16 protein-coding genes are annotated in these 16,758 nt (G+C 46.1%); 2 read left to right on the top strand and 14 right to left on the bottom strand.

Going from position 1 to position 16,758, the window contains the following annotated elements; genetic code table 11:
- The first annotated feature begins 32 nt into the window (after nucleotides 1-32).
- Nucleotides 33-1,655, top strand: a complete 1,623-nt coding sequence (locus HMPREF7545_RS03120) for a nucleoside kinase (protein WP_006694222.1) — start codon at nucleotides 33-35, stop codon at nucleotides 1,653-1,655.
- Nucleotides 1,656-1,725: 70 nt separating this feature from the next.
- Here HMPREF7545_RS03120 and HMPREF7545_RS03125 read toward each other — a convergent pair whose 3' ends face one another.
- The 9 genes from HMPREF7545_RS03125 to hisG form a co-directional block, all read right to left on the bottom strand.
- The gene (locus HMPREF7545_RS03125) at nucleotides 1,726-3,114 is read right to left on the bottom strand and encodes a pyruvate carboxylase subunit B (RefSeq protein ID WP_006696104.1); all 1,389 of its coding nucleotides are present in this window, start codon (nucleotides 3,112-3,114) and stop codon (nucleotides 1,726-1,728) included.
- 192 nt (nucleotides 3,115-3,306) lie between these two features.
- Nucleotides 3,307-4,011, bottom strand: coding sequence for a bifunctional phosphoribosyl-AMP cyclohydrolase/phosphoribosyl-ATP diphosphatase HisIE (hisIE, locus tag HMPREF7545_RS03130; protein WP_006694224.1), 705 nt, complete (start codon nucleotides 4,009-4,011; stop codon nucleotides 3,307-3,309).
- Complete coding sequence (hisF, locus tag HMPREF7545_RS03135; RefSeq protein ID WP_006694225.1) at nucleotides 4,011-4,778, bottom strand: imidazole glycerol phosphate synthase subunit HisF; 768 nt, start codon at nucleotides 4,776-4,778, stop codon at nucleotides 4,011-4,013. The genes hisIE and hisF overlap by 1 nt, the downstream gene beginning before the upstream one ends.
- Nucleotides 4,779-4,811: 33 nt before the next feature.
- Nucleotides 4,812-5,534, bottom strand: a complete 723-nt coding sequence (gene hisA / locus HMPREF7545_RS03140) for a 1-(5-phosphoribosyl)-5-[(5-phosphoribosylamino)methylideneamino]imidazole-4-carboxamide isomerase (RefSeq protein ID WP_006694226.1) — start codon at nucleotides 5,532-5,534, stop codon at nucleotides 4,812-4,814.
- Entirely contained in the window at nucleotides 5,531-6,160 is a 630-nt protein-coding gene (hisH, locus tag HMPREF7545_RS03145; RefSeq protein WP_006694227.1) for an imidazole glycerol phosphate synthase subunit HisH, read from the bottom strand. Before hisH ends, hisA begins: the two co-directional genes overlap by 4 nt.
- A 12-nt stretch (nucleotides 6,161-6,172) precedes the next feature.
- On the bottom strand, nucleotides 6,173-6,772 hold the full coding sequence (hisB, locus tag HMPREF7545_RS03150; RefSeq protein ID WP_006694228.1) for an imidazoleglycerol-phosphate dehydratase HisB: 600 nt from the start codon (nucleotides 6,770-6,772) through the stop codon (nucleotides 6,173-6,175).
- A complete protein-coding gene (gene hisC / locus HMPREF7545_RS03155; RefSeq protein WP_006694229.1) occupies nucleotides 6,769-7,833 on the bottom strand; it encodes a histidinol-phosphate transaminase in 1,065 nt (354 codons plus the stop codon). The genes hisB and hisC overlap by 4 nt, the downstream gene beginning before the upstream one ends.
- Nucleotides 7,817-9,172 (bottom strand): histidinol dehydrogenase, encoded by a 1,356-nt coding sequence (hisD, locus tag HMPREF7545_RS03160; RefSeq protein ID WP_006694230.1) that lies wholly within the window; start codon nucleotides 9,170-9,172, stop codon nucleotides 7,817-7,819. The genes hisC and hisD overlap by 17 nt, the downstream gene beginning before the upstream one ends.
- Entirely contained in the window at nucleotides 9,169-9,834 is a 666-nt protein-coding gene (gene hisG, locus HMPREF7545_RS03165; RefSeq protein ID WP_006694231.1) for an ATP phosphoribosyltransferase, read from the bottom strand. The genes hisD and hisG overlap by 4 nt, the downstream gene beginning before the upstream one ends.
- A gap of 165 nt (nucleotides 9,835-9,999) precedes the next feature.
- Here hisG and HMPREF7545_RS03170 point away from each other — a divergent pair, with 165 nt between their 5' ends.
- On the top strand, nucleotides 10,000-10,956 hold the full coding sequence (locus HMPREF7545_RS03170) for a D-2-hydroxyacid dehydrogenase (RefSeq protein WP_006696101.1): 957 nt from the start codon (nucleotides 10,000-10,002) through the stop codon (nucleotides 10,954-10,956).
- A 9-nt stretch (nucleotides 10,957-10,965) separates the two neighbouring features.
- Here the strand turns inward: HMPREF7545_RS03170 and HMPREF7545_RS03175 are convergent, their stop codons facing one another.
- The 5 genes from HMPREF7545_RS03175 to alaS form a co-directional block, all read right to left on the bottom strand.
- On the bottom strand, nucleotides 10,966-11,502 hold the full coding sequence (locus HMPREF7545_RS03175) for an HD-GYP domain-containing protein (protein ID WP_006694233.1): 537 nt from the start codon (nucleotides 11,500-11,502) through the stop codon (nucleotides 10,966-10,968).
- On the bottom strand, nucleotides 11,499-12,680 hold the full coding sequence (hisZ, locus tag HMPREF7545_RS03180) for an ATP phosphoribosyltransferase regulatory subunit (protein WP_006694234.1): 1,182 nt from the start codon (nucleotides 12,678-12,680) through the stop codon (nucleotides 11,499-11,501). The genes HMPREF7545_RS03175 and hisZ overlap by 4 nt, the downstream gene beginning before the upstream one ends.
- Entirely contained in the window at nucleotides 12,677-12,994 is a 318-nt protein-coding gene (locus tag HMPREF7545_RS03185; protein ID WP_006694235.1) for a YerC/YecD family TrpR-related protein, read from the bottom strand. The genes hisZ and HMPREF7545_RS03185 overlap by 4 nt, the downstream gene beginning before the upstream one ends.
- A 104-nt stretch (nucleotides 12,995-13,098) precedes the next feature.
- On the bottom strand, nucleotides 13,099-14,037 hold the full coding sequence (locus tag HMPREF7545_RS03190; protein ID WP_006694236.1) for an HlyD family secretion protein: 939 nt from the start codon (nucleotides 14,035-14,037) through the stop codon (nucleotides 13,099-13,101).
- 61 nt (nucleotides 14,038-14,098) lie between these two features.
- Nucleotides 14,099-16,717 (bottom strand): alanine--tRNA ligase, encoded by a 2,619-nt coding sequence (alaS, locus tag HMPREF7545_RS03195; protein ID WP_006694237.1) that lies wholly within the window; start codon nucleotides 16,715-16,717, stop codon nucleotides 14,099-14,101.
- Between the last annotated feature and the right edge of the window lie 41 nt (nucleotides 16,718-16,758).

Raw genomic sequence — 16,758 nt, forward strand, 5'->3', positions numbered from 1 at the left:
ATATAGAGAATAATATAAGGAGGATTTTCTTGATGAAAAAAACATTGATTATGATGGCTGCTGAAGCTCAACCATACTATTCCAGTCTCATTGTAGCTGCAAAAATCAATGGTGAGGTACGTGATATTCAGACGGTTTACGATGATACCGATGAGATTCAATTTATTGAATTAGATACTTCATTAGGATGGAGCATTTATAGGCGTTCGGTCCTTTTCCTTTTAATTATTGCTGTAAATAAGATTGAACATGAAGCGGAGGTAATTGCAAAATTTACAGTAAATAAGGGGCTCTATTGCGAAATAAAAACTTCCGGAAAAGATATCGATGCTAATTTTATAGATAAAGTTAACAAGCAAATGCGACAGATGATCGCAGATAATATTCCAATTATCAAATATACCATTCCACGGGAAGAAGCAATCAAGCTATTTCAAAAATCACAAAGGTATGGAAAGGTAAGACTGCTTTCTTCCTTATCGACTCCCATTATCAGTCTCTATATATGTGAGAGTTATTCAGATTATCTATATGGTCCGATGCTTCCTGAAACAAAACATCTGAATCGGTTTGAACTTGATTATGAGCCCCACGGCGTATTAATTCGAACACCTGATGAAATGACACGGGGAAGAATAAGAAAACGAGTAAGTCAACCGAAATTCGAACATATCCTTTATGAATCCAAAGAGTGGGCAAACATCATGGAATGTCGCTTTATAACTGATTTAAATCTTATAAATGAGCAAGGGAATATGGGGGAACTGATTCGTATTTCAGAAGCATTGCAAGAGAAACGCATTGCTCAAATAGCAGATCATATATCCCATTATCGAGAGAATATCCGCTTAATTCTTATTGCTGGGCCATCCTCTTCCGGAAAAACCTCTTTTGCGCAGAGACTTCGGATCCAGCTGCGTGTTAACGGACTCCGGCCAATTATGATTTCTTTGGACGACTATTTTTTAAATCGAGAAGACACTCCCCTTAACGAAAAAGGGGAGTACGATTATGAATCGCTGGCAGCACTTGACACAAAATTGTTTAATGAGAATATGCTTGCTCTTCTCTCAGGCAAAGAGCTCCAACTTCCTCACTATAATTTTATAACAGGAAAAAGAGAATGGAGAGAAGAGGACATATTATCCATTCAGAAAGATCATCCAATAATTATTGAGGGGATTCATGGATTGAATGAACATCTTACAAAAGATATCCCACGAATAAATAAATATAAGATATACATCAGTGCATTAACACAACTCAATATCGATGCCCATAACAGAATTCCCACAACAGAGGTGCGTTTCTTGCGCAGATTAGTGCGTGATTACCAATTTCGTGGTTCAAAGGCACTCAAAAGTATTCGGCAATGGCCGGATGTGAGAGCGGGAGAAGAGAAGTATATCTTCCCATTCCAGGAGGATGCCGATGTTCTCTTCAATTCAGCTCTTATCTATGAAGTAGGTGTACTGAAGAGGTATGCCGTACCGTTATTGGCAGAAATAAAAAGGGGAGAAGAGGGCTATCTGGAAGCTCGTCTGATTCTTCGCTTCCTTCAATATGTGAATGAGATTTCTGAAACAGATGATATTCCTAATAATTCCATTCTGAGAGAGTTTATTGGAAAATCTGTATTCTTTCCAAATAAATAAAAAGGGTTAGGATCTTGTATACGGCAAAGAATCCTAACCCGTCTCCTAAAAACAATTGTAGAGTTGCTTATTATTCTTTAACATAAGCAGTAATCGGCTTATAGTGGGCCTTGAAGAACTCTTCAGCTACCTGCGGGAAGAGGGCGTACGAGAGAACATCTTCATCTGTCGGGTTGAGATAGCCTTTGTCTTTCAGCTCCTCTTTAAACTCCATAAAGGTCTTCGCCTTAGCATCCTCAACAGAACAATCCTCTATGATGTCATCAGGAGAAATATGGAGCGTCTCTGTCAAGAATTTACGATCCACCTCAACCGGAGTCTTTCCAAATTTACCCCGTGCAAGATCCTTGAACTCATTCGGAACCATCTTATAGCGCTCGCCGCTCATAACATTAAATGTCGCCATTGTTCCAACAATCTGGGATGACGGAGTAACGAGCGGGGGATACCCAATATCCTTGCGTACACGAGGCATTTCATCAAGAAGGTCCTGATATTTATCCTCCATGCCAGCTTCCTTAAGCTGGTTTGCAAGATTGGAAAGCATTCCGCCAGGGATCTGGAAATCCAGCACGTTCGGGTTGATATCAAAGTAGCCCTTGAGGTTAAACGTCTTGATGAGATCCTGTTTGACACCGAGGAAGTACTTCGAGATCGGTGTCATCGCCTGACGATCAAGGCCGGTATCACGTTCCTCACCTTCAAGCATTGCCACCATCGTCTCTGTGCATGGCTGCGAAGTGTCGCTAGAGAAGGGAGCAAGTGCAGTATCAATAATATCAACCCCCGCCTCGATCGCCTTCAGGTAAGTTGCATGACCAAACCCAGAGGTGCAATGTGTATGAAGTTCAATAGGGATTTTCACTGCCGCTTTGAGTTTTTTGACAAGATCTTCTGCCACGTAAGGTTTCAAAAGTCCTGACATATCCTTAATGCAAACAGAATGACATCCCATCTTCTCAAGTTCAATCGCGAGTTCAACAAAGCTCTCATTCGAATGAACCGGGCTAATCGTATAAACGAGGCAACCTTGCACATGGGGCTTTTCAGTGCACTTAAGCGCAGAGTCGATTGCCACTTTGAGGTTGCGGATGTCGTTGAGTGCATCAAAAATACGGAATACACCGACACCGTGCTCGGATGCCTTATGAACAAATTTCTCGACAACATCATTGGAATAGTGATTATATCCAAGAAGATTCTGACCGCGGAGAAGCATCTGTATCGGCGTTTTGAGATGCTTTTTTAAGGTATCCAAGCGTTCCCATGGATCCTCATCAAGGAAGCGCAGGCAAGTGTCAAATGTTGCGCCGCCCCATGCTTCAAGGGCATTGTAGCCGATAGCATCAAGTGCCGAAAGCTGCGGAAGCATATCCGAGATTCTCATGCGGGTTGCCACCAATGACTGATGTCCATCACGGAGAACAGTCTCGGTGATTTTGACCGGATTCTTTGACATAAAAGAACACTCTCCTTGATTAAAATCATAATCAAAAATTATATAACCCAACATCTAAATTATAGATTCAAACAGCATGATTGTCAACGACAAGTTATAAAATTCACATATTTTTAGCTCTTATTTCCACCTCCTTCTTTTACTATCCATAATTACCATTATGGATAGTAAATTGGTGAAAATGATGAAAAATTACATATCCGGACGTATTCCGGTTTTTCCGGCAAACTTATGATAGCTGCCGCCGTTATGCCTTCGCTTCAATTCTTCAAGCAGATCCTCTGGGGTCATATTATGATAAGCCAGCAGTACCAAACAGTGGTACCAGAGATCACCCATCTCATAAAGTACATCCTCACGGATATTATTTTTAGAGGCAATTATTGTCTCTGCTGTCTCTTCACCGATTTTTTTCAAAATCTTATCTTGGCCCTTATCGAAGAGATAATTTGTATAAGAGCCCTCAACCGGATGTAGCCGGCGGCTCTGAATCACCTGATAAAGATCAGACAGGATCTCTGTAAGCGACATTTCATCCCTCGCTTCAATAGGCACAATACTGTTTTCACTTGCGCAATAGAGCTTTCGGCCGCTAAAGCATGAATACGAGCCGGTGTGACAGGATACGCCTGTCTGTTTGACACGGAGGAGTATTGTATCGCCGTCACAGTCATACGAAAGTTCCTGGACGTGCTGCACATTTCCAGATGTTTCGCCCTTTTTCCAGAGTTTTTTGCGGCTGCGGCTATAATACCATGCAAATCCCGTTTCAATCGTTTTTTCAAGGGATTCACGATTCATATAAGCAAGCATAAGAACCTGATTGTTTTCTTCCTGAACAACAACAGGTACAAGCCCGCGCTCATCAAATTGAATCATCGAGATGTCAACATTCATTAGAATCGTACCTCCAGACCTCGTGATTTTAAGTACATCTTTACTTCTTTTATTGAAAGCTCTCCATAGTGGAACAAAGATGCGGCCAATACGGCATCCGCTTTTCCCTCGGCAAGCACATCATAGAAATGCTCCAATTTGCCCGCACCTCCGGAAGCGATGACGGGTACATTGACATTTTCTGACACAGCACGCGTGAGTGCAATGTCATAACCATTCTTTGTTCCATCAGCATCCATACTGGTCAGCAGAATCTCACCGGCGCCAAGTTTAACAACATCCTTCGCCCATGAAATGCAGTTCAGCCCCGTAGGTGTTCGTCCCCCGTTAATATAGACTTCCCATGAATCTGTACCATTTCTCCGTGCATCGATTGCAACGACAATGCATTGGCTGCCGAAACGCATTGCTCCTTCTCGAATAATATCTGGATTTTTTACTGCTGACGTGTTGACAGAAACCTTATCCGCTCCCGCATTCAGCATGCGGTGCATATCCTCCGTACTTCGAATGCCACCGCCAACGGTAAGCGGAATAAACACTTTTGAGGCGCAGTCGGATACAACATCAATCATTGTGTTTCGTTCTTCATTGGAAGCTGTAATATCCAGAAACACAAGCTCGTCTGCGCGCTCTTTGTCATAGCGTTCGGCCAACTCGGTCGGACTTCCGGCATCTCTTAATCCGACAAAGTTTGTCCCCTTGACAACACGTCCATCATTGACATCGAGGCAAGGTATAATACGTTTTGCAAAGGTTTTCTTCAAACTAGAATCTCTCCTTCCAACGCCGCAGTGTTTTCAGTGAGCAGCAACAATTGCTTCGGGTAAAGAAAGCGTTCCTTCATAGATGGATTTTCCAGCAATCACACCAATGACCCCATCTGCTTCCCGTGCTTTCAGTGAGTGAATATCCTCCAACGATCTTACACCGCCGGAAGCAATGACATTGACGCCGGACTCCAATGCCAGTTTGGCTGTTGCCTCAACATTAACACCGGAAAGCGTTCCATCCCGCGATATATCGGTATATATGATGGTTTCTAAACCATACGAGGAAAGTTCCTTTGCCAGATCAATGGCAGAAATCCCCCCCGATACCCCCCATCCGTCAATGGCAGCAATTCCATCCTTGGCATCAATTCCAACAGCGATGCGATTGCCATACCGCTGACATGCATTCTTTACAAGAGCTTGATTCTGTACGGCGGCAGACCCGAGAATCACGCGAGATACACCAAGCTCTAAGGTTGCATCTATGGTTTCAAGTGTGCGTATTCCACCGCCAACTTCCATGGGGATTTGAATACTGTTGAGGATTTTTTTGATTGCCTCGGTGTTTTGCGGCTTTCCTGCAAGTGCCCCATCAAGATCGACTACATGCAGAAACTCCGCACCTTCCCTCGCCCATCGGAGAGCGACCTCCTCCGGTTCGGTGCTGTATACGGTTTCCTGTGCAAAATTGCCTTTGAGTAGGCGGACGCATTTCCCATCACGTAAATCAATTGCGGGAAGAATAATCATGTACTTCCCTCCGATCCGTTATGAATAAAATTCTGAATGATGTTTAGCCCGACGTCCCCCGACTTTTCAGGGTGAAATTGAGTCGCCATGATATTTTCAGTGGATATGGACGCTGTAATTTTCTCACCATAATAACAGCTCGACGAAACGATAGACATATCCTCAGGAACTGCATAATAGCTGTGGACAAAATAAACATACGAAGATTGAGGAATTCCCTTAAACAACCCCTTCTCCCTATGATTTTCAGCAAACTCCAATGCGTTCCAGCCCATATGCGGAATCTTTTCATGTGGTGCGGATATTTTTCGTACACGACCGCGCAATAGATTGAGTCCCTCTACACCGGAGGATTCTTCACTGCCCTCGAAAAGAATTTGAAGCCCAACGCAGATGCCGAGCAAGGGAATTCCTTTTGCAACGCTCTCTTTGATGGCAGGAATCAATCCGGATGCACTCAGCTGCCTCATGCAGTCCCCAAAAGCCCCAACACCGGGCAATACAATTTTATCCGAGGAGAGAATATCTGCGGAGTTGGAGCTGACGCATACTTCTGCTCCCAACGCGGCAAATGCTTTCTCAACACTGAATAAATTTCCCGCTCCGTAGTTTATTATCGTAATCATATGAACTCCTTCTTACAGAAGCCCTTTGGTCGATGGAACCACATCCCCCAGTCGCTCATCTTTTTCTGTGGCAATCCTCAGTGCATGTGCAAGTGCCTTGAATACAGCCTCTACCTTATGATGTGAGTTCGTTCCATAGAGAATCTTCACATGGAGCGTGATGCCGGCATGAAAGGCAAAAGCGCGAAGAAACTCCTCTGTAAGTTCTGTATCATAGGAGCCGATCATTGGTATCATAGGAGCATCTCCAGAATCATAGACAAGGAATGGGCGTCCGCTGATATCCAGAGACACTAAAACGAGAGTTTCATCCATCGGCAGATAGAAAGAACCATATCTTGTTATTCCGCGTTTTTCACCAAGAGCAGAATGAAATGCCTGCCCCATCGTAATGCCTATGTCTTCAACAGAATGATGCCCGTCGACCTCAATATCCCCGTCACATTTCACACGAAGATCAAATTGTCCATGTGAGGAAAAAAGTGTCAGCATATGATCGAAGAAACCAATCCCCGTGTCAATCTCGGATTTTCCCGCACCATCCAGATCAATGGAGACAAAGACATCTGTTTCTCCTGTTTTTCTGTGAATTTCCGCACAACGTTCACTCATGGATTCCCCTCCACAAAAACCTTCATTACACGATACACTGCATCATTTTCATCCGTTCGGCCGATGGAAATACGCAGCGTATTTTCCAATCGGGGCATTTTCCCAAAACTTCGTACCCCGATCCCATATTTGATAAATTCTTTGTTCAACGCTTCTGCATGCGGATAATGGATCAGGATAAAGTTCGTATGAGACGGATAAACTGTCACAGCATCGAGTGCTTTATATTTTTCCTGCATACGCTCACGTTCCTCACAGATCATCCGAATCTGCGGCTCAAACTCTGACCGCATCTGAAAGACCGTATCCGCTGTGACCAGTGAGGGAACATTCATATGATACGGCATGTAAGTCTTTGCAATCATATCGATTACATCCCTATGTGCCAGCATATAGCCGACACGGCACGAAGCAAGCGCATACGCCTTTGAAAAGGTGCGTGCAATCATCATATGCGGATATTTTTTCAGGAGTTGGAAAACACTGTGTTCACTGAACTCAGCATATGCCTCATCAATTAGAAATGCACAGGATATCTCCTTGGCAATGTATTCGATCTCCGCCGTTGTCATGAGCTGTCCCGTCGGATTATTCGGGTTGCAGATTACCGCAAGGGATGCAGAGTTCTGATTGACCGTCTGAATAAACATATCTGCATCAAGCGTATAGCCGTCTTTCAGCGGAACTGGAACTCCGGCGGCATTTGCCGCGGCAGCATAGATTCCGTACATGGAAAAGGATGGCATCGGGTAGACGATTTTATGCGTATCATCGCCGCCAAACGCATAAAACACTTTTTCTATAATTTCACTTGAGCCATTTCCTATGATGACGTTTTCTTGACGATAGCCATACGCTGCTCCGATCTGTTCGCAGAGCAGATCATATTCCTCGTTTGGATAACGAGCAAACGCGATGCGTGACAGCCGTGTCATGACCCGCTCCTCTACCAACGGAGGCAGCCCGATATTCGACTCATTGGCATTTACCTTGATATGCCAATCCTGTTCACTCGTATCATAACACGGCATCGATGCCAATCCATCACGATAGTTCAGCATTCTCACCCCTCCTCATCCGAATTGCACGTGCATGCGCCTCAAGGCCTTCTGTTTCGGCAAGACGAATGATGTCATCACTGACATCTTCGAGGGCTTTCTGCGTGTAGGATATGATGCTCGTGCGTCTCATAAAGGTCTCTACGTTCAAAACAGAATAGAAGCGTGCTGTTCCGCCCGTCGGCAGGACATGGTTCGGTCCCGCAAAATAGTCTCCGAGAGGTTCCGGAGAATATTCCCCGATAAAGACTGCACCGGCGTATCTGATCCGAGGAAGAATATGGAACGGATCTCTGAGGAGCAACTCTACGTGCTCCGGTCCCGATATGTTTGCAAGATGGATTGCCTGGTCCATATTCTCCGCCACAATGATACGACCATTTTTTTCGATTGAGACTCCTGCAATATCCTTACGCGGAAGGCTTTCCAGCTGATTCTGCACCTCGTTCATAGCCCGCTCTGCCAATGACCTGTTGTCGGTAATGAGAATGCTTGAAGCAAGAGGATCGTGCTCCGCCTGACTGAGCAGATCAGCCGCTATATATGCAGGAGATGCACTGTCGTCCGCCAGAATCAGAATTTCACTTGGTCCCGCAAGCATATCAATATCAACATGACCATATACTTCTTTTTTCGCCAGTGTCACAAAGATGTTTCCGGGGCCTGTAATCTTATCGACGCGCGGAACATATTCTGTTCCATACGCCATCGCTGCGATTGCCTGTGCTCCACCCATTTTGAATATCTTACGGATACCGAGAAAACGAGCGGCAAGAAGGACATGGGGATTGATGACTCCATCCTTGGTCGGAACAGACATAATGATCTCTCCAACCCCCGCAACAAGAGCCGGAATCGCATTCATTAAGACAGATGACGGATATGCCGCCGTCCCCCCCGGAACATAGATGCCGACACGGGAAAGCGGAAGAACCGACTGCCCGAGAATCGAACCATGTGCACGATAGGTCATCCATGAACGGGGTTTCTGCTCCTCATGATAGGAGAAGATATTGTCAGCGGCCTTCTTTAGTGAGGCAACAACATTGGGGTCGGCACTGCGTTCGGCTTCCTGAAATTCCTCCTCGGACACCATCAGGTTATCCGCTGTCAGATCAACGCGATCGAGTAACTTTGTGTAGTGAAAGAGCGCCTCATCTCCCTTGTGTCGCACATCTTGAACAATGCGATGGACGAGTGTCGTCGGAGATAAATCCTCTCCGAAGAGTTCCATATTGTTCTGTCGAATGCGGTCGCTCAGCGTAAGCTCATCAAATGCTTTTTTCTTGAGCAGACATTCGGCAGCATTGATACCGATATCTGCAACAGAAACGATATTCATCGGACTTCCCCGCTTTCCAGTACTTGTTTCAAATCATTTACGATTTTATAAATGCGATTGAATTTCAGCTTGAAACTCACGCGATTGACAATAAGGCGGGCACTGACATCCATAATATGTGCAATCTCTTCCAAGTCATTCTCTGCCAGCGTTGTCCCTGTTTCCACGATATCGACGATGCTCTCGGAAAGCCCTACAATTGGTCCTAATTCAATCGAGCCGTTCAGCTTGATATACTCCATCTGCATTCCCTGTCGGGCAAAGAACTGCTCCGCAATATGCGGGTACTTTGTCGCAACCCTCGTGTGCGCATAGTCCATGAGGTGCGCACGCTTCTCTTCGCGCGGAACTGCCATCATCAAGCGGCACTTTCCAAAACCGAGGTCCAGCAGCTCATAGACATCCTGCCCGGATTCCAAGAGTACATCCTTACCGATGATGCCGATATCTGCTGCACCATATTCTACATATGTTGGCACATCTGAAGTTTTCGAAATGATGAACTGCACCTTGAGCTCATCGTTTGAAATTACCAGCTTACGCGATTTTTCACTCATATAGACTGCTGTGATTCCAATTTTCTCAAATAGATGTGAGGACAGAGAGAACAGCTTTCCTTTTGGCAATGCAATCGTTAAATAATCAGCAGTATATTTCTCCATGTAATCCCCTCTTATCCTTTAGTCAGTTAAAGAACTAATATGACCGTATACTACCACGTTGCAGATAATAGGTCAACCAATCAAAAAGGATTTTCAGCTCTTATCTCGAATAGTCTTTCTTTAAGAAGCATATAGGAAATCCATCCGAACAAAAAGGAGTCGCAGATGACACTTCAAATATTATCATTTGTGAAATTAAGCGATAAACAAATAGATCTGATCCATCAAAGCTATCCGCATTGTCAATGCAGATGCACACGCCCCACAGAGGCCGATAACTTCCTTTCCAATGTGGACATTCTATTGGGATATGATGCACAAATGAATATGGAAAAGTATCTTCCCCAAATGCCACGTCTCCAATGGATCCATACATATAGTGCCGGTGTTGAGAAACTCCTGTCCAACGAAACGTTCTCTCAGTCCGATATATTGCTGACCAACTCGCGCGGCATCCACGGCATCCCCATGGCAGAGCATGTCCTGGGGACAATGCTTGCGTCCAGTCGGTGCCTCATCGAGGCATGGGAGAATCAAAAAGCGCATACGTGGAAGCGCCTGACCGAGCCGGATGAGCTGTTTGGAAAAACCGCTGCTATCATCGGGTTGGGCAGCATTGGAAGAGAGATTGCAAAACACCTGAAAAATATGGGAATGCGTATTGTTGCTGTAAAACAAAAGGCATCCACAGAACCATTCGTAGATCAGTTATTCACCATAGATTACCTGTCTGATGCATTGTCCTGTGCAGATTACATAGTCGTTACGCTCCCATTGACCCCACAGACAAAAAAATTATTTAACCATGATACATTCAATGTGATGAAAGAAAATGCATTTTTCATCAATGTATCCCGTGGCGATGTGGTCGAGGAATCTGACTTAGTGGAGGCTCTTACGACAAAACGCATACGAGGTGCTTCCCTGGATGTCTTTACAACCGAACCGCTTCCCGAAGACTCCCCATTGTGGAGTGTACCGAATTTGTTCATCACACCGCATCATTCGGCAATATCCCCCATGTATTTGGACCGATCTCTCAAAATCTTTCGCAATAACTTGCAGATCTTCCCGCAGCGAATTGGGATGCTCAACGTAGTAGACAAGCAGCGTGGTTACTGAGCCATTGATTCAATTCTGTGCATCTGCCTGTTTTAATATGGACAGCACCAGAGAATCCTCTGGTGCTGTTTCTTTTTGATGGTATTGAATAATTTCCGCTTCTTGAACATCTCCGATCGCACGCAGTTTATCTGCCCCGATATATGGATGAGCTGCATAGACATAGAATGCCATACCAACTCTTCCACAAATACCACGCGTGTCCTTCCATCGAATGAAATACGGGATCACAGATGGAACAAACCGATAAGCAAGGACAGCGAGCACCTTCCCCCAGATATCAGCCGTCCCCTTCACACGGCCGATATCATGAAGCAGTGCACAGCGAATGAGCAGGATATATGCATCCGAATCCCTATATCCATGCTTTTTATAGAGGTCTTTTGCCGTAAGCGCGACACGAACTGCGTGATACTGATCTGCTCCATGCATATCATAGAAAAGCCTTTGCTCTACAGGACTCAAATAAGACTGCACAAACCTATGCCCTTCCGCATCGAGTCGCCCGAACAGGGCACGTACAAACTGATAAATACGCCGCTTCATCCGAAGTACTCAAGCAATTCATATCCCCGCGCTTCACGAGATTGTTCAGCTTCCTCATAGGACTGCCCCTTCATCCCGATCTCTGCAACCTTTCCCTGCCGGCGCAATTCGGTTGCTCGGCGGATCGCCTCATTGATGGAAGCATCTGTATATCCGACATATACATGTTTGGAAGCAGGTGGAATCTGTCCGCCCTGACGCATAAGTGCCAGAAGGATTCTCTCCATACCGAGAGCAAATCCTGTTGCCGGCATGGGATTTCCATATTCGGTCAAAAGATGATCGTAGCGTCCGCCCCCGCACAAGGGAAAGCCCAGTCCAATTGAATAGCCCTCAAAGACCATCCCTGTATAGTAGTTAAAATCTCGAATGGTGCCAAGATCAAAGCAGACATAATCCTTATAACCATAGGATTTGATCAGTGCATAAATCTCGGCTAAGTTGTCAACGGCAGACAGACTCTGCGTGTTGAGCGAAAAGCCATAGAGTCGTTTGAGGAGGTCTTCCCTTCCATTCAATAAGGGAAGGGCCTTCAGAGTCTCTTTGTCCCTAGCTGAAAGAGGCAATGTGTCAATCAACTGATTCATGAGGACAATATCATGACATTCTATCGCGGACTTAAGCTCCTTGCTCTGCTCATCCCCGACTTCATAATATGCCAGCATACCATCAAGGAAATCAACTTGCCCTATGTGTATCTGAAAATCCTTTATTCCACATGTAAGAACAGATTCAATCGCCAGCGAAATGATCTCGGCATCCGAGGCAGGAGTTTCGCTCCCCATCAGCTCGACTCCCGCCTGATGGAATTCACACTGACGCCCCATCTGCGTCTGTTCCACACGAAACACATTGCCCAGATAGGACAATTTCAGAGGAACAGGCGCATCCTTCAGGCGGCTGCTGACTAGTCTTGCAATCGGCGTTGTCATTTCATTGCGGAGGGCAAGGAGTTTATTTTTATTCCCAAGCAGCATAAAGAGGGAATTCTCCTCCGGGATGCGTGGTACCAAGGTCTCCAAATGTTCGATGGTCGGAGTAATGACTTCATCATATCCCCATGACCGAAACAAACGTGACAACATATCTTCCATGTGGCGCATTTCCGCAGCATCTCTAGGCAGGAGATCTCGTGTTCCGTATGGTGTTTCCAAAATGAGCTTTTCAGATTTCATCATCGGTTCTCCTTGTCGATTAGAGGTGCAGCAATCCCTTTTTCAAGTACGAGTGTATATCCGTCCGCACCATAGTTCAGGCATCGTTTGACACGGCTGATGGTCGCGGTACTGGCTCCAGTGCGTGCAACAATATCGTCATAGGTATTTCCTGCATACAGCATACGGGCAACATCAAGCCGCTGCGCCATCGCGCGGAGCTCCCCGACCGTGCATATATCTTCAAAGAATTGGTAGCATTCTTCCATGGTATCCAATGAAAGAATTGCACGACACAATTGATCGGTCAGATCATCTCTCAATTTTTGATTTACCATATACAGATCCCTCTCATGAACGCCCCATCCTACCTTGCCTATTCGTTCACAGTATAGCACAGAATGATATGTACGAAAAGTTGAAACAAACGGACGCACATCAATCAAGACGAGAAATACAACACAATGTTCTTCTCATCCATTGCTGTTATGTCAGGAGGAACAGATATACGAACACATTTTTTATTGCCGTTCTCTGTGTCAGGATCAACAATATCCTCCACTGTTCCCTGTACAGGCAGACCATTCAGCTCATATCGAACAATCTGTCCCAAATAAACCCGATCCACATCCTCGATCGGTATTTCTGCTTCAATCCAGCTATTCTCCACAATATCCAAAGAAAGAATGTTATCCCCGTTCCCTATGCGTTCTCCTTCTTGTACAAAAATCTGCGATACATTGCCTTCTCTGGATGCAAAAAGACCGATGGTGCCTGTGTTGTCACGCGCCTTCACCAACGCATCCTCCGCTTTTTTCAATTGCTCTTCTGCCGCCTGAATCATCTTGGGGTCCTGTACCCTGACATTCTGTCCACTCCCCATGGTTAACGCATTTTTCTCTTGTTCATATGCCGCAATTGCCTCATTCCTTTTGACTGCGCTGACTGCTCCCATCTCATACAGCTCATTCATGCGCTCCATACGCGCGCGAGCTGCATCCAGCCCTTCCGTTTGTGCGGGTATATTCTGAGGTGCCGCTGCTGCTCCATATCGAATTTGCTCGACATTCTTTTGTGCGAGTTCGGCATTCTTTTGCAAACGAGCCAGTTCCTCATCCGAGAATACATTCTGCACTGTGACGAGGAGCGTTCCCTGCGTCACATGCGCTCCTTCCTCTATATGTATTTCTTGGACAATCAGCGGATTGGCTGCCTGCAGTAGGCTTTGTTCATAGACAAGGCGTGCATTTGATACAGTAAAATCACCCGATCGCTCTGTTCTATGAAGCAAGATAAAAGAAACGCAAAAAACGAGGACCAGAAAAAATACGATGGATAAATATATTCTCTTTCTTAGGAGTTTTGTAATATCGCTTTCCATAGGTTTCCCCCTAAAAAAATATGGCTGTCAACAAAGTGACAGCCATAGGTCAATACGTGATTTAAGCAAAAGCCTGTTGACGTATGACAGCAACTGCCTCGTCAAATGCCTGTGAGAGTTGCTCCGGGTTCTTTCCGCCGGCCTGTGCCATATCAGGACGTCCGCCGCCGCCACCGCCAACTGCTTTTGCAGCTGCCTTGATGATATTGCCCGCATGAGCCCCCAGCTTCACTGCTGCCTTATCTGCCTTGACCACCAGGCTGACCTTATCATCAATAACAGCCCCGAGAACAACGATTCCGGAATCCAGTTTCTCACATGTCAGATCCGCAATATTACGAAGTTCGTCCATGGAGTCGACATTGGCTTTTCCGACAACCACACGGAATTCCCCAACTTCCTGAACGCCCATAAGAAGCTTCTGTGCATCTGCCTTATCACGGAACTCAGCAAAGCTTCGCAGCTGCTCCTGCATGGACTTTCTCTCGGTCATGAACTTGTCAATCTGCGCAACAAGATCTTCCGATCTTGTCTTCAGTTTCTGCGAGAGTTCCTGCACAGTCCGTGCCATTTCAGCAGCATATGCACATGCAGCACGCCCGGTAATCGCCTCAATACGGCGCACGCCTGCTGCAACCCCTGATTCACTGACAATCTTAAAGAGGCCAATCTGTCCCGTGTTTGTCACATGGGAGCCACCACATAGCTCGATACTGAAGTCCGGAACACGAACAACACGGACAACATCGCCATACTTCTCTCCGAAGAGTGCCATAGCACCAAGCGCCTTTGCCTCATCAATCGGCATCATAGAGATATGAAGGTCAATTGAGCACAAAATCTCTTCGTTAACAAGCTCCTCGATATCACGCAACTGCTGCTCACTCACAGGCTCAAAATTCGTGAAATCAAATCGCAGCCGCTCCGGTGTAACGAGAGAACCTGCCTGCTGCACGTGATCCCCCACAACGCGCCGGAGTGCTGCATGCAGGAGATGGGTCGCCGTATGGTTCCGCGCAGATGATAATTTTTTCTTTGTATCAAGGCAGATTTCCACGGAATCACCCTGCTGTATCTGCCCCTCTTCGACATATGCGAGATGATAGACCGTTCCATCGGGCAGACGCTTTGTATTGCTGACAGTGAGATAGCCAAGCTCACTGCGCAGACTCCCCTCGTCTCCGACCTGCCCACCGCCCTCTGCATGAAATGGTGTTGTACTTAGGATAATACCGGCGGTCTCACCATCACGCAACGAATCGACAAGCTTACCCTCATGCCAAATTGCGACGACAGTCGCTTTCGTCGCGTCGGCATCCTCCATCAGACTGCCTGTATCTACGTTCGACAGATCAGGAACAGAAACCGCCTGATTTTCCGCACGCGCACTTCTTGCACGCGTACGTTGCTTCTCCATCTCACAGTTAAAGCCTTCATCATCCAAGGTAACGCCGTTCTCATGAAGGATCTCCTCGGTGAGCTCCCGCGGGAAACCGTATGTGTCGTAAAGTTTGAATCCAATTTCGCCATTAAGAACTGTCTCGTTTTCACTTTTCAGACGCGTGACCTCTTCATTCAGGAGCTCGATTCCCTGTGCCAGTGTGGAGGCGAAGCGATCTTCTTCCACATGGATAACACGCTTGATATAGTCCTGTTTTGCAATAAGTTCGCTGAAATCCTTCGCATCGCGGAAAATCTCAACGACTGCACTCACAGCTCCGTCAAGGAAGGGTTTTGTTATCCCAAGCATACGCCCATGGCGGATTGCACGGCGAAGTGTGCGGCGCAGAACGTATCCGCGGCCTTCATTCGACGGCAGAATTCCATCCATAATCATGATCGCAACAGAACGTGCATGGTCTGCAATGACTTTGAGTGAAATGTCCTTTTGGGGGTCTTTCCCATAGGATACATCAGAAATCTTGGAAATATATTCGATAATCGGATAGAGAAGATCTGTCTCAAAGTTTGTTTTCTTATTCTGCACAACGGAAGCAAGGCGTTCCAAACCGCAGCCCGTATCAATATTCTTGTGTGCAAGAATATTGTACTCACCGTCCTCTGTGCGGTCATACTGCGTAAAGACCAGATTCCATATTTCGAGGAAACGGTCACAGTCGCATCCAATGCCGCAGGTGGGCTCGCCGCATCCACATTCTTCTCCGAGATCAATATAAATCTCAGAGTCCGGACCACAGGGGCCGGGGCCAATCTCCCAGAAGTTATCTTCCAACGCCACGATATGATCCGGCAGCACATCAGTCTGTTCCAACCATATGGCACGTGCCTCATCATCCTCCGGATAGATGGAAACCCAGAGCTTGTCTTTGGGAAGTTCGACAACTTCTGTCAAAAATTCCCACGCCCATGGAATCGCTTCTTTCTTGAAATAATCGCCGAAGGAGAAGTTTCCAAGCATCTCGAAGAAGGTCTGATGACGTGCGGTACGCCCGACATTCTCGATATCGCCGGTCCGTACACAACGCTGACAGGTTACGATACGATTGTGGGGGGGCTTCATCTTTCCCGTAAAGAAAGGCTTCAATGGTGCCATGCCAGCGCCGATCAAGAGCAGTGTAGGATCATTTTCCGGAACGAGGGAGTAGCTGGATAAACGAAGATGATCCTTTTTTTCTGCAAAGAACTGCAGATATGCTTCACGCAGTTCATTGCCAGTCATGTATTTCAATGTAATCGCCCTCCTAGAATTGTGTTCATAAA

It is taken from the genome of Centipeda noxia ATCC 43541, from assembly GCF_000160555.1.
GTDB classification, from domain to species: Bacteria; Bacillota; Negativicutes; order Selenomonadales; family Selenomonadaceae; genus Centipeda; species Centipeda noxia.

Bases quoted from the DNA above. Each gene is read 5' to 3' on its own strand.
- HMPREF7545_RS03120 (WP_006694222.1), top strand. From the start codon at position 33: ATGAAAAAAACATTGATTATGATGGCTGCTGAAGCTCAACCATACTAT.
- HMPREF7545_RS03125 (WP_006696104.1), bottom strand. From the start codon at position 3,114: ATGTCAAAGAATCCGGTCAAAATCACCGAGACTGTTCTCCGTGATGGA.
- hisIE (WP_006694224.1), bottom strand. From the start codon at position 4,011: ATGAATGTTGACATCTCGATGATTCAATTTGATGAGCGCGGGCTTGTA.
- hisA (WP_006694226.1), bottom strand. From the start codon at position 5,534: ATGATTATTCTTCCCGCAATTGATTTACGTGATGGGAAATGCGTCCGC.
- hisH (WP_006694227.1), bottom strand. From the start codon at position 6,160: ATGATTACGATAATAAACTACGGAGCGGGAAATTTATTCAGTGTTGAG.
- hisB (WP_006694228.1), bottom strand. From the start codon at position 6,772: ATGAGTGAACGTTGTGCGGAAATTCACAGAAAAACAGGAGAAACAGAT.
- hisC (WP_006694229.1), bottom strand. From the start codon at position 7,833: ATGCTGAACTATCGTGATGGATTGGCATCGATGCCGTGTTATGATACG.
- hisD (WP_006694230.1), bottom strand. From the start codon at position 9,172: ATGAATATCGTTTCTGTTGCAGATATCGGTATCAATGCTGCCGAATGT.
- hisG (WP_006694231.1), bottom strand. From the start codon at position 9,834: ATGGAGAAATATACTGCTGATTATTTAACGATTGCATTGCCAAAAGGA.
- HMPREF7545_RS03170 (WP_006696101.1), top strand. From the start codon at position 10,000: ATGACACTTCAAATATTATCATTTGTGAAATTAAGCGATAAACAAATA.
- HMPREF7545_RS03175 (WP_006694233.1), bottom strand. From the start codon at position 11,502: ATGAAGCGGCGTATTTATCAGTTTGTACGTGCCCTGTTCGGGCGACTC.
- hisZ (WP_006694234.1), bottom strand. From the start codon at position 12,680: ATGATGAAATCTGAAAAGCTCATTTTGGAAACACCATACGGAACACGA.
- HMPREF7545_RS03185 (WP_006694235.1), bottom strand. From the start codon at position 12,994: ATGGTAAATCAAAAATTGAGAGATGATCTGACCGATCAATTGTGTCGT.
- HMPREF7545_RS03190 (WP_006694236.1), bottom strand. From the start codon at position 14,037: ATGGAAAGCGATATTACAAAACTCCTAAGAAAGAGAATATATTTATCC.
- alaS (WP_006694237.1), bottom strand. From the start codon at position 16,717: ATGACTGGCAATGAACTGCGTGAAGCATATCTGCAGTTCTTTGCAGAA.